Origin of the sequence: Janthinobacterium glycogeni (genome assembly GCF_051380725.1) — a bacterium.
GTDB lineage: Bacteria > Pseudomonadota > Gammaproteobacteria > Burkholderiales > Burkholderiaceae_D > Janthinobacterium.
The window spans coordinates 154,563-166,883 of record NZ_JBNYXP010000009.1; the positions used below are offsets into that span (position 1 = coordinate 154,563).

Annotated in this window: 9 protein-coding genes; 7 read left to right on the top strand and 2 right to left on the bottom strand. The window is 64.4% G+C overall.

Annotated elements, in window-relative coordinates:
* Positions 1-94: 94 nt before the first annotated feature.
* Positions 95-451 carry a hypothetical protein gene (locus ACQ4W4_RS20725; RefSeq protein ID WP_436543554.1) on the top strand — a complete coding sequence of 119 codons (357 nt, stop codon included), beginning with the start codon at positions 95-97 and terminating at the stop codon, positions 449-451.
* 100 nt (positions 452-551) lie between these two features.
* On the opposite strand, the gene ACQ4W4_RS20730 is transcribed toward ACQ4W4_RS20725, so the two are convergent.
* Entirely contained in the window at positions 552-4,022 is a 3,471-nt protein-coding gene (locus tag ACQ4W4_RS20730; protein ID WP_436543555.1) for a DUF748 domain-containing protein, read from the bottom strand.
* Between the two features lie 238 nt (positions 4,023-4,260).
* Here ACQ4W4_RS20730 and ACQ4W4_RS20735 point away from each other — a divergent pair, with 238 nt between their 5' ends.
* The 4 genes from ACQ4W4_RS20735 (at position 4,261) to ACQ4W4_RS20750 (ending at position 9,469) form a co-directional block, all read left to right on the top strand.
* Positions 4,261-6,405 carry a TonB-dependent siderophore receptor gene (locus ACQ4W4_RS20735; protein WP_436543556.1) on the top strand — a complete coding sequence of 715 codons (2,145 nt, stop codon included), beginning with the start codon at positions 4,261-4,263 and terminating at the stop codon, positions 6,403-6,405.
* Between the two features lie 55 nt (positions 6,406-6,460).
* Positions 6,461-6,853 (top strand): DUF2946 domain-containing protein, encoded by a 393-nt coding sequence (locus tag ACQ4W4_RS20740; RefSeq protein WP_436543557.1) that lies wholly within the window; start codon positions 6,461-6,463, stop codon positions 6,851-6,853.
* Between the two features lie 87 nt (positions 6,854-6,940).
* On the top strand, positions 6,941-9,019 hold the full coding sequence (locus ACQ4W4_RS20745) for a TonB-dependent receptor (protein ID WP_436543558.1): 2,079 nt from the start codon (positions 6,941-6,943) through the stop codon (positions 9,017-9,019).
* A gap of 228 nt (positions 9,020-9,247) precedes the next feature.
* Complete coding sequence (locus ACQ4W4_RS20750; RefSeq protein WP_436543559.1) at positions 9,248-9,469, top strand: hypothetical protein; 222 nt, start codon at positions 9,248-9,250, stop codon at positions 9,467-9,469.
* Positions 9,470-9,512: 43 nt separating this feature from the next.
* Here ACQ4W4_RS20750 and ACQ4W4_RS20755 read toward each other — a convergent pair whose 3' ends face one another.
* Positions 9,513-9,701: a hypothetical protein gene (locus ACQ4W4_RS20755; protein WP_139178412.1), complete on the bottom strand. Its 189-nt coding sequence runs from the start codon at positions 9,699-9,701 to the stop codon at positions 9,513-9,515.
* A 288-nt stretch (positions 9,702-9,989) separates the two neighbouring features.
* Between ACQ4W4_RS20755 and dsdA the strand changes: the two genes are divergently transcribed.
* Positions 9,990-11,321, top strand: coding sequence for a D-serine ammonia-lyase (dsdA, locus tag ACQ4W4_RS20760; protein WP_436543560.1), 1,332 nt, complete (start codon positions 9,990-9,992; stop codon positions 11,319-11,321).
* On the top strand, positions 11,321-12,235 hold the full coding sequence (gene dsdC / locus ACQ4W4_RS20765) for a DNA-binding transcriptional regulator DsdC (protein WP_436543643.1): 915 nt from the start codon (positions 11,321-11,323) through the stop codon (positions 12,233-12,235). The genes dsdA and dsdC overlap by 1 nt, the downstream gene beginning before the upstream one ends.
* Positions 12,236-12,321 lie beyond the last annotated feature (86 nt).

Genomic DNA, 12,321 nt, shown 5'->3' on the forward strand with positions numbered 1-12,321 from the left:
GCGCAGCGTTACTTGCCGCCGACCCCGGCATGCCTGGGGATGCTGGCACAGGCGGCACGCGGCCACCGACATTTGTTTCAGTTGAAAGGCAGGCATGAGCGCAGCCAGGACGGGATGGATCGGGACGCTCAGTGCCATCCTGAGTTTTCTTGCGGTATTTCTCATCTACACGAGTCTTGAACATTTCCCGGGCACGGTGACCGTATTGGCCATCGTCGTCTGCGGCTTCGTCATCGGCCTGGGCCAGGGCTGGTTTGTCCAGCCGACACAACATCGAACCATCGGCATGGCTACCTTCGTCGGCCTGTTGATCCTATGGCTCCTGGTCGTGCTCGTTACCTATGGATTTGCCTTGCTGGCCGTGCCGCTGCTGGCCGCGTTTGCGCTGCTGGTTTTCTTCGGTGCCAGACTGGGGAATCATTTGCGCGCGGCGGCTTGCCGGACGGCATAGCAAGACGCCGCCATGAGCGGGCCGGGGTGCTTCAGTTGGCCGCTGGAAAGAATTGTGCCCTGCATGGCGTTGCCGCAAACTGGTTGCGGCAACGCCGTTTTTATTGCGCCGCCAATCCCAGCTTCAGTCCCACCAGCTTGCCCGGCGCGGCATCCGTTTTTTCCGGCGCGCCCGCGCTGACCCTGGCTGCCGGCGTGCCATCCTGCTGCAATGCCGCCAGAATCGCTGCGCTGCGCTGGGCGCCCAGCTTGCTCAAGGCGTCGGCAGGTAAGGGTTGCTTGGCTTCCAGCTGCTCGCGCAAGCCGGCATAGAAGGCGCCCGTATCGGCCACTTGCAGCTCTCCCTCGATCAGCTTGCCCAGGCGTTGGAAGACGGGGATCTTGGCCGCCGCTGGCGCGGAGGCGTTGGCGGCGGCCGCCGCTGTGGCTGGTATGGCCGATTCCGCCGCCTTTTTCTGCTTGTCCAGCTCGGCCTTGCCGAAGCGCTCGCCATACAGGTCGCGCAGGGCGCCCCGTATCTTGCGTTCGCCCAGGTTCAACGGTCCCGGCTCCTCGCCCGCTTCCAGCTTGATGCCGGCCTTGGCGGCGACGGCGCGGCGCACGGCCTGGGCGCGCAGGGCGGCCGCATCCGTGTCGCTGTACTGGCCCGGCACGGCCAGCTTCAGCTGTTCGCGCTTGGCGAGGATCTGCGCCACCTGCTTGAGCTTTTCCCGTTCCGGCGGCAGCAGCACGGCGCTGCCCGGGTCAAAATCGATGGCTTCGAGCTTGTCGGCGCTGATGCCCAGCAAGTTGCCCAGCGCGCGGAACGGCGCCGTGACGATTTTCGTCAGCACATTGCCCACGGCTTTCCAGATCAGGGCGCCATAGCTGAATTGCGGATCGTTCATGTCGCCCGACACGGGCAAGCCCAGGTCGATGCGCCCGTTGCTATCCTTGAGGATGGCCAGCGCCAGTTCCAGCGGCAGCTTCAGGGCGTCCGGGCTGTCGATGCGCTCGCCCAGGGTCAGCTTGTCGAGCACGACCTGGTTGGTGCCGTCGAGCTGGCGGTTGCGCACCTTGTATTGCAAGTCCAGCGAAATCTTGCCTTCCGCTACTTTATAGCCGGCGAATTTCATCGTGTACGGCGAGGCGGACACCATGTCGACGTTCTTGAACACCACGTTCAAGTCCGTATTGTCGGTCGGGGCGAAGGGATTGAGTTGTCCGCGCACGCGCGCCAGGCCGAATTCGTCGATGCGGCCATCGAGTTCGATCTGGCTGCGCGCATCGCGCTTCGTCGACAGCCCAGTGACGACGCCGTTGAGCTCATAAATCTTGGCGGCGAACTGGGGCCGCAGGCTCAGGTCGGCAAAATCCAGCTTGGCATTCTGCAGGCGCACGCGGCGCACGCGCACGGGGAAGGCGGCGTCGGCGGCCGGCGCGGTGGCGGTAGCAGTAGCCGGGGAGGGTGCCGTGGCTGGCTCGGGCGCCTTGACCAGCAAACGCTGCGCGTTCAGGCTGCGGTCGTTTTCGATGATCAGCTGGGCGTTCGGTTCCACCACGCGCAGCTCGGGGATGTCGACGAAGTCGGGGCCCACGCTGGCCGTCAGCTTGTCGGCGCGCACGCTTTTCCACGAGGCGAAGCGCTTGCCATCCGTTTCATTGAGCACGAGGCCGGCGATGTCGACTCCGCCCTCATAGCGTACTTTCGGCGCTTTCGGCGCGCCGCCGCCCGTCGTCAGGCGACCGCTGCCGGAGAGCGTGCCGCCCGCCAGCTTCAGTTTCAGATGCTGCGCCAGCAAGGGTTGCACGGGCGCCAGGGTCAGCTGTTTCAAATTCAATTGCGCATCGACGGCGCCCGTGCCCGGCACGAACTTGCCATTCGCCGTGAGCAAGCCGCCTTCGCGCAGGCCCACGCCCAGTTCGAACGGCAGCGCCTGCTGCATATCGTTGCTGACGTTCTGCAGGGACAGGCGCGCATCCTGCAGCGTGCCCTTGATGCCCGTGCCCGCATCGTCGAAGCGCGCGCCGAACTGGCTCAGTTCTATCTTGTCTATCTTGGTGGACCAGGACGCGGATGGCGCATCCTTGGCCGGGTCAGCCTTGCTGGAGGTGAACACGGGCAATTTTTGTGCAATCGCAAACTCGCCCTGGCGGTTGCGTGCCAGGTCGATCTGCGCACCGCTGGCCGTCACGGCGCCCAGGTGCGCGGTATGCGCCGCCAGGTCGATCTTGCCTTCCGTAAATCCCAGTTGGGCCAGCTTGAACGGCGTTTGCGCGCCGCGCTGCATGGCGAGTTCGGCCAGGCTGAAGCTCGCGCCGTCGATGACGGTGGCCATGCCCGATGGCCCCTGCTGCATGCCCAGTTGCATCTGCAACTGTAACTGTCTGGCGCTCAACTGCAGGGCGGGGGTAACGGTTTCATCGATGGCGGAGACGTCCACATTGGCCAGCGTCAGCTGATGCAAGTCCACTTTCCACTTGCCCGGCTTCGATGCGGCGGCGGGCGTGGCGGCGGCCGGGGCGGGATTGCCCGGCAGCATCAGGTTCGCCACGTCGATCTCGCCGCGGCTGTCTCGCCGCACGGCCACCTTGCCGCCGTACAGATTGATTTTATCCACGCTGACGCTCTGGCGCGCCAGGTCCACGTTCACGCCGGCGATGCCCAGGGTGCTCAGCGCGGTAAACGGTGCACCCTTGCCATCTTGCACCAGCGCCAGGTCGCGCAAGGCCAGGCCCGCGCCTTTGACGGTCGCTTCGAGCGTGCCGTCGGCATAGGAAAAGGCGTAGGGCAGGCGCGCCGACAGCTTGCCGCTGGTCACTTGCGCGCGCGTATAGGCTTTCAGATAGGCGGCCAGGCCGGGCAGGGAAGCGTCGTTCAGTATCAGTTCGCCTTCGCCCCGGATCGGGCTGAGCGAGGCCGTGCCGCGCCAGTGCAGCTTGCCGCCGCGCGCCGCGTCGGCGCTGAGGCTGTAGCTGCCGTTGGCGTCGGGCAGGGTGGAGATATTGTCGAGTGTAAAGTTAATCGGCGTGAAGTTATCCGCATAGCCCGCCTTCTGGTCTTGCCAATCCACTTTGCCGTGTTCCAGCGCAAAGTGGGCGATGACGAGGCGCGGCATGCCGCCGTCGCTTTTTTCCGGGTGATGGCGTTGCCAGGTGGCCAGCACTTCGGCCAGGTTGAACTTGCCGTCCGGCGTGATCGTCAGCTGGGCTTGCGGCGCCGTGATGCGGATTTCCGCCAGGCTCCAGGCGCGGCGCACGATGGATTTCCATTCCAGCTGCACGGCCAGGGCGCCGATGGACAGCAGCGGCGCGCCGCTCTTGCCATCCGCGCCGGGGGCTTCCTGGAAAGCGATCTGGTCCGCTTCCAGGCGCAAGGTAAACGGGTTGAAGCGCACGTCGTCGATGCTGGCCTGGCGCGCGAGTTCTTTCTCTGCAAATTTGGGCAACTGGTGCTTGATGACGTAGGGCACCAGCCAGAAGCCGGCCGCGCTGTAGGCGGCGAGGGCGCAGCCTGTGCCCAGGGCCCAGCGCTGCCAGCGTTTCCAGCGAAATGTTTTCGTCTGCACGCTTTTGTTGTCGATTGTGTTCACGAACTTACCTTTTGATCTTGTTGTGGCGGCACATCCTGCACGCCGTGACTGTCAGTATGCCTTTTTGCTGACTCATCTGCAAAATTCAAACGTGTTCAAGTGATAACAGGCGCCACGGCGGCCTTGTTTCTCCTGCAAAACTCACACAAACTCACTCTTACTTGATAATGATTCTCATTATCGGTATCATACCCCTTAACCGTAAGTTTCCATCTGTACATATTGAAAGCCTGAACTCATGCCTGTCATTTCTCCCCGCACCCGCTTGCTTCCAGTCGCCGCTGCCTTGTCGCTGGCCTTCGCTTCCCACGCAGCCTCCGCCGCCAATGGGGCCAATGGCCAGGATGACCTGACGGCTGGCGATGCGAAAGTCATGCAGGCCGTGCAAGTGACGGGCGCCCGCGCGCAAGGCCTGGTACCGCTCACCACGGAGGCGGGCAGTTTTCGCGGCGCTAACATCATGGACGTGCCGTCGACCGTCAACGTGATCACGCGCGAATTGCTGGAGCAGCAAGCCGTGTCCGGCCTGTACGACGCCGTGCGCAATACGGCCGGCGTGACGCGCCAGCAAAATGGCGGCGAAACCTGGGATCAACTGGTCATACGCGGCATCGCCGTGGAAAACCGCACGAATTACCGCCTCAACGGCTCCATGCCCATCATGAACTTCTCGCAAGTGCCCATGGAAAACAAGGAGCGCGTGGAAGTGCTCAAGGGTGCCTCGGCCCTGTACTATGGTTTTACCTCGCCGGCCGGCGTGGTCAACTTCGTCACCAAGCGGGCCGGCGGCAAGCCCGTCACGAGCATGGGCTTGACGCTCGATGACCGTGGCAGTGCCGTGGCGAATATCGACGTGGGTCGCCGTTTTGGCGCGCAGCAGGAATTCGGCGTGCGCATCAATGCCGCCGGCGGCACCCTGGGTTCCTATCTCGATAACGTCGGCAATGGCAACCGCCGCTTCCTTTCCGCGGCGCTCGACTGGCGCGTGACGAACAAGTTGCTGCTGAAAGCCGACCTGGAATACGACCGCCGCCGTGTGACGGAGCAGGCGGGCGTGGCCTTGCCGACGGCCGTGAAGGGCGCGATCACCTTGCCGCGCGCCGTCGCCCCCCGCAAGCTGATCGGCCCGGACTGGTCGGCTTTCGAGGCGCAGACGAAAAACGCGCAATTGCGCGCCGATTACGCCATCGCCGATGGCTGGGCCTTGACGGTGGAGGCGGGCCACTCGGAAACGGCGCGCGACCGCCGCCTGGCCATCTTCCGCCTGAACAACGCGGCGGCCCTGGCCACGGGTGCGGGCCGCATCACGGGCAATATCCAGCACAGCGTGACGGCCTCGGACTTGCTGCGCGCGGAACTGGCCGGCAATTTCCACACGGGCTACATCGCCCATGAACTGACCCTGGGGGCCTCGCGCACGGACAAGTCGCAAGATCCGATTTACCAGAGCAATTACACGATCGCCGCGCAAAACCTGTACGACCCCGTACCCGTGACGACTGTCGTGTTCGGCCCCAAGCCGACTTCGCCGACGACGGCCGCGCTCGACACGCGCGACACGGGTTTGTATGCGCTCGACCGTATGGTCTTCAGTCCGCAATGGCAAAGCGTCATCGGTGTGCGCCGCAGCAGCTATCAAAGCGACCAGGGCGCCAGCCACTACGACGTGAGCAAGACCACGCCGATGGCGTCATTGATCTACAAGGCCACGCCCGAGCTGTCGTTCTACGCATCCACGGCGCGCGGGCTGGAAGAAGGCGAGACGGGGCCGACCGGCACCGCCAACCAGGGCGTCAAGATGGCGCCCGGCGTGAGCAAACAAAAGGAGCTGGGCGCGCGCTGGCTGACCCCAAGCGGCACCTTGCTCTCCGCCGCCTTGTTCGACATCACGCGTCCCGGCTATTACACGAACAGCAGCAATGTATTCACCTCGGATGGCGAACAGCGCTACCGCGGCCTGGAACTGTCGACGCAAGGCAAGCTGACGCGCCAGCTGTCGTGGCAGACGTCGGCCCAGTTGCTCGACCCGCGCTTTGCGCACATCAACGCCGACTACAATGGCAAGGCGCCGGAAAACGCGTCGAAGCGCACGGCCAGCGCCTTCCTCGCCTATGCCTTCGACGCCGTGCCGGGCCTGTCCGTCAATGGCGGCGCGTATTATTACAGCGCCCGTCCCGTGAACGACCTGAACCAGGCCTTTCTCGGCGGCGTGACCTTGTTCAGCGCGGGCGCCCGCTATGCGAGCCGCGTGCTGGACAAGGCCGTCGTGTGGCAGCTGAACGTGGAAAACCTTGCCGACAAGCGTTACTGGGCCGGCGCCGGCACGCGCCTGGCGTCCGGCGCGCCGCGCGCCGTCAAACTGTCGATGAAGGTGGATTTGTAGGCAAGGCTTGACCTGTGCCCTGTGCGCAGGGTGCTTGCCCTGATACAATGTTGCCATGTTCATCAGCAAAGGCAAGGCCGGCATCGTCCTGTGGATCGCGTGTATCGCCATCTTCCTGGCCGCGCTCGCCCCCACGGTGTCGCGCGCGCTGACGGTCGCCAGCGGCCTGGCCGTGCCCAGTCTGGAAATCTGCTCGGTGGCCGGCGGCATGACCATGCTGCCCGCGACACCCTCCACGGACGCGCCCGATACCAAGGGCAGCATGCGCATGGGCGATTGCCCGTGCTGCAGCATGCATGCGGCCACCCTCGATATTCCCCCACCGACCCTCGTGCTCGCATCCGGAGAAGTCCTCACGGGCTTGCTGCCCCTGCTGTTCTACCAATCCGCCACGCCCTTGTTCGCCTGGACGCCCGTCCAGCCGCGCGGGCCGCCCGCCGCTTTCTGATCTGTCCTTTCCCTGAACTGCCGTGCGCGCGCGTGCCGTGCGCTGGCGCCTGTTCGTCTTACCCATACAGCATCTGAAAGCAGCACCATGAAACATTTACCGTTATTGATTTCCCTCGCCGTCGCCATGCCTGCCGTGGCGCAAACGCGCCCTGAAGAGGTTCTGCCCGAAATGAAAGTCATCGTCACGGCCATAGGCGACGGCTACCGTCCCGCCGCCGACACGGCGCTGATGCTCTCCAGCACGCCCGGCTACAGCGTGGCGGCCGGCGGCGGCGTGTCCGGCTTGCCAGTGGTTAATGGCTTTGCGGATGACCGCATCAAGATCCGCATCGACGGCATGGAATTGACGTCGGCCTGCGCCAATCACATGAATGCGCCGCTGTCCTACATCGATCCGCAGCAAGTGCAGCGCATCCGCCTGATCGCGGGCGTGACGCCCGTCAGCGCGGGCGGCGACAGCATCGGCGGCACCATCGAGGTGCAGTCGAACGCGCCCGTGTTCGCCCGGCCCGGCGCCGGCCTGCTCACGCAAGGCAGCTTTGCCGTCTCTGGACGCAGCGTCAACAACAGCGTGGCGACCAGCGTGCATGCGTCGGCCGGCAGCGACACCTTGAGCGTCGGCTACAGCGGCGCTTACACGCGCGGCCACAGCTATGAAGACGGCCGTGGCAACACCGTGCTGGCCAGCATGTATGAAAGCATCAACCAGGCCATCGTGCTGGCGGCGAAAGGGCAGGGCCAGCAGCTGACCCTGCGCGCCGGCGTGCAGCACATCCCGTACCAGGGTTTCCCCAACCAGTACATGGACATGACGGACAACCACGGCCAGTTCGCCAATCTCGCTTACCAGGGCACATTTGCCTGGGGCGTGCTGGACGCGCGCGCCTACTGGCAGCAGACGGACCACGAGATGGGCTTCTTCAGCAGCGAGCGCAAGGGCACGATGCCGATGCTCACGCACGGGCGCAACACGGGCTATGCGCTGATGGCCAGCCTGCCGACAGGAACGGGCGAGTTGCGCCTGGGCCAGGAGTGGCACGGTTTCCGCCTCGACGATTATTGGCCCGCCGTGCCCGGTTCCATGATGATGGGGCCGCGCACCTACCTGAACATCAATGACGGCAAGCGCGAGCGCACCGTGCTGTTCGGCGAGCTGGAAACGCGCCACGATGGTCGCTGGACCAGCGTGCTGGGCGTGCGCGGCGAATCCGTGCGCATGGACACGGGCGACGTGCAATCGTACGGCACCAACATGATGAACATGCCGGACGTGATGGCCGCCAGGGCCTTCAATGCGCGCAGCCGCAGCCAGCGCGACACGAATATCGATGCCTCCGCGCAAGCCACCTTCACGCCCGATGCGGCCAGCAGGTATGAATTCGCGCTGGCGCGCAAGGTGCGTTCGCCCAACCTGTACGAGCGCTACTCGTGGGGCCGCGGCTCGATGGCCATGACCATGACCAACTGGTTTGGCGACGGCAACGGCTATGTGGGCGATATCGACCTGAAACCCGAGACCGCTTATACGGCCGCGTTCACGGCCGACTGGCATGGCGGCGGCGAGGAGGGCTGGTTCTTGCGCGTCAACCCCTACTACAGCAAGGTCGACAATTACATCGACGTGGACGTGCTGGCGCCTTTCCACCCGTATATGAAAATGGGCGCGAACGGCAACCTGCTGCGCTTTGCCAACCACCACGCAAAACTGTACGGCGCGAATGTGGCGTGGCAACTGCCGCTGGCCGGTAGCGCGCGCTGGGGCAGTTTCATGGCGACGGGCAATGCGGCATACACGCGGGGCAAGCGCAGCGATGGCGGCGACCTGTACCGCATGATGCCGCTCAACGCCGTGCTGGCCGTCGAGCACAAGCTGGGCGCCTGGAGCAGCCGCATCGAAACGAAGATCGTGGCCCGCAAGGACAAGGTCGACGCGCGCCGCTTCGAACCGGAAACGGGCGGCTATGCCCTCGTCAACCTGCGCAGCAGCGTGGCGCTGAACAGCAAGGCCAGCCTGAGCGCCGGTATCAGCAACCTGTTCAACCGCGCGTATGCGGACCCGCTCGGCGGCGTGTATCTGTCGGGACTGAAGGCGAACGGCGGGGCGCTGCAAGCCTTGCCGGCCGAGGGACGGTCGATTGATCTGGGGCTGCAGCTGAAGTTCTAAGGCTGGCAATGGGCTATGGCGCCTTCCTGCTGCCGGTGATGGTGGAGGGCGCCTGCGGGAGTGACGGCATCGACGCTAGTCAGGTGTTTGTGACAATGTGCGCATGTTTCTTTTCGGTAATTTGGTATTCTCCATGGCGTCCTGTTTCCGGCATTTGCCGCACCGGCGCGCGATAGGGATGCTTGTTGCTATCGGTGGATAGGATGCTGGCTTACAAAAAAGGTGTACATGATCGCGTTTAAAGATTTCCGTTCTACTACTTCGGGCAGTCCTCTTTCCGATGGCATCGACAAATCGCTGGTATTGGCCAATGAGTGGCTGGCAAAAACAGGCGTGCGTCCTGTCAACATTGAAACCCTCACGGAAACCAGGGGCGTGGTGACGATAATCCAGGTTGAGCGGGGTCTGCGGGTGTGGTATGAAGTGGCGCCTCCTCCCTTGCAGTCCTGAGCTGTTCAGGCAGACCATTCCCAGCTCACCGGCCGCAGAGCCATCAATTGCCGCCCCCGCTCTTTTTTCGCCGTGACCCCGTTAGCACGCGCAGCGCGGTGGCGATCGGCACCTTGTTCTTGGCCAGGTAGGCGGCGGCCGTGGCGGTATCGAGCATTTCCTGGAAAATAATGCCGACCTCGACCTTTTGGGCCGTCAAATCGTCCTGCCTTGCGCAGTCGAGGATATCCATATTCGTAGCAGTGACTTTGTCATTCTTGGAGCGCATTTTTGCCTCGGTAGAAAAGAGAAAAAATGTCTCCTTTGTTTGCCTTTAAGATAACTTATTTTTGTGACTTTGTGGAAATTTTTCTTTAATCGATAGTGCCTTCAAGAATTAAATTTAGCTATGGGCCAAGGTCAGTGCGTGGCAATGAATGCACGATACATGATCTTGCGTCATGCATTGCCTGATCAACCATCGTTTGCCAGCGGCGTCCGGATGCGCTCTAATCATGGCTTGTTCCTACACGAGGTTGACATGCTGCCCACTCCCGCCATCGCCGCGCTGCGCGAAAAATTTCCCTTGATTACAGAACTGATGGCCTTGCAGCCCTTGAGCTGGTTCAATCCCCGCATCGCCCCGGCGGCCGAAGGCCTGCAGGACGTGGGATTGACGGCGGCCGATGTGGCCGACGCCAGCGCGCGCCTGGCGCGTTTTGCGCCTTATCTGGCCAAGGCGTTTCCCGAAACGCAGGCCGGCGGCGGCGTCATCGAGTCGCCCGTCGTGCCGCTGCCCGCCATGCAGGCGGCGCCAGGTTTGGGGTTAGACATGACGAGCGGTCAGCTGTGGCTCAAGCAGGACAGCCATTTGCCCATTTCCGGCTCGATCAAGGCGCGCGGCGGCATCTATGAAGTGTTGAAACATGCGGAGATGCTGGCGCTGGACGCCGGCTTGTTGAAGGAGGGCGATGACTACAGCGTGCTGGCCAGCGACGCCGTACGCGCCTTTTTTGGCCAGTATGCGATCGCCGTCGGTTCCACGGGCAACCTCGGCTTGTCGATCGGCATCATGAGCGCGCGCCTGGGCTTTCGCGCCACCGTGCACATGTCGCTTGACGCGCGGCAATGGAAGAAAGATAAATTGCGCAGCCACGGCGTCACCGTCGTCGAGTACGCGACCGATTACAGCGTGGCCGTGGAAGCGGGGCGCAAGCAGGCCGAGAACGACCCCGCCTGCCACTTCGTCGACGATGAAAATTCGCATGATTTATTCCTCGGCTATGCGGTGGCGGGCCAGCGCCTGAAAGCCCAGTTCGAAGCGGCCGGCGTCGCGGTGGACGAGGAGCACCGGCTGTTCGTCTACCTGCCGTGCGGCGTGGGCGGCGGTCCCGGCGGCGTGGCCTTCGGTCTGAAGCTGGCGTTCGGCGATTTTGTTCACTGCGTCTTCGTCGAGCCGACCCACTCGCCGTGCATGTTGCTGGGCGTGCACACGGGCTTGCACGAGGGAATCAGCGTGCAGGAGATCGGCATCGACAACCTGACGGCCGCCGATGGCCTGGCCGTGGGACGCCCGTCCGGCTTCGTCGGGCGCGCCATGCAGCGGCTGATCGACGGCTACGCCACCGTCACCGATGACGAACTGTACCGCTTGCTGGCGACGCTGGAGCAAACGCAAGGCTTGCGCCTGGAGCCGTCCGCCGTGGCCGGTTTCGCGGGCATTCTCGCCGTGCTGGCCGCGCCGCAGTACCAGCAGCACCTGGACAAGTCCACGCACCTGGTGTGGGGCACGGGCGGCAGCATGGTGCCGGAGCAGGAAATGGACGCCTACGTGGCGCGCGGCCGCGCCTTGCTGGCGGCCGGAGCCGCGTGATGCCGCCCGGCGCGCCGCGCATGGCCACGCTGACGGCCAGCCAGTTCGCCAATCTGCACACGTTTCTCGTGGCGGCGCGCCATGCTAGCTTCGCGCTGGCCGCGCAGGAACTGGCGCTCACGCCCAGCGCCGTCAGCCACCGCATCGCGCGGCTGGAAAGCGGCCTGGGATTGCGGCTGTTCCAGCGCCTGACGCGGCAAGTCAAACTGACGAGCGACGGCGAGCGTATCTTTGCCGCCCTGCAAATCGGCTGGGATGGCCTGCAGGCGGCGCTGGCCGGCGGCGATGCGCTGGCCGGCAGCATCTCCGTGCATGCGCGCCCGTCCATCGCCCATTGCTGGCTGGTGCCGCGCCTGGCAGGGTTCGCCGCGCGGTATCGGGACCTGTCGATCGACTTGCGTGTGGGTAATGATAGCGTGGACTTTCGCGCCGGCCAGGCCGACCTGGCCTTGCACTACGGCGACGGCCACTTTCCTGGCCTCGCATCGCGCAAGCTGATGGACGAATGGCTGGCGCCCGTGTGCAGTCCGGAATATGCGCGCGAACACGGCTTGTTTGACGCGCCGCACCAGCTGTCCAGCGCGACGCTGTTGCACGATACGCTGGCCTGGCCCGCCTGCGCGCCCGACGCCGAGTGGCGCCTGTGGCTGGACGCGCAGGCGCCAGAGGTGAACCTGCCTGCGCGCAGCCTGCGTTTCGACCGCGCCGACCTGTGCGCGCAGGCGGCCATCCACCACGCGGGCGTGGCCATGGGCCGGCGCCAGCTGGTGCAGCCATGGCTGGACAGCGGCGCACTGGTGCTGCCGTTCGGCGGGTTTAACCTGGCCAGTCCGCAGGCGTATTATCTCGTGCATGGCGGGCGCGCCGCGCTGCCGGCAAGAGTGCAGGCCTTGTTCGACTGGCTGCTGGGCTAGGGCCGGGGTCGGACCCGGCGGGTCTGACCCCCGGTACGCCGCTTCAGCCACATTTGATACACTGCGGCCCTTGCTGGAATCAGCGC

Excerpts from the sequence above, each read along its gene's own strand:
- ACQ4W4_RS20725 (WP_436543554.1), top strand. The coding sequence starts at position 95 with ATGAGCGCAGCCAGGACGGGATGGATCGGGACGCTCAGTGCCATCCTG.
- ACQ4W4_RS20735 (WP_436543556.1), top strand. The coding sequence starts at position 4,261 with ATGCCTGTCATTTCTCCCCGCACCCGCTTGCTTCCAGTCGCCGCTGCC.
- ACQ4W4_RS20740 (WP_436543557.1), top strand. The coding sequence starts at position 6,461 with ATGTTCATCAGCAAAGGCAAGGCCGGCATCGTCCTGTGGATCGCGTGT.
- ACQ4W4_RS20745 (WP_436543558.1), top strand. The coding sequence starts at position 6,941 with ATGAAACATTTACCGTTATTGATTTCCCTCGCCGTCGCCATGCCTGCC.
- ACQ4W4_RS20750 (WP_436543559.1), top strand. The coding sequence starts at position 9,248 with ATGATCGCGTTTAAAGATTTCCGTTCTACTACTTCGGGCAGTCCTCTT.
- ACQ4W4_RS20755 (WP_139178412.1), bottom strand. The coding sequence starts at position 9,701 with ATGGATATCCTCGACTGCGCAAGGCAGGACGATTTGACGGCCCAAAAG.
- dsdA (WP_436543560.1), top strand. The coding sequence starts at position 9,990 with ATGCTGCCCACTCCCGCCATCGCCGCGCTGCGCGAAAAATTTCCCTTG.
- dsdC (WP_436543643.1), top strand. The coding sequence starts at position 11,321 with ATGCCGCCCGGCGCGCCGCGCATGGCCACGCTGACGGCCAGCCAGTTC.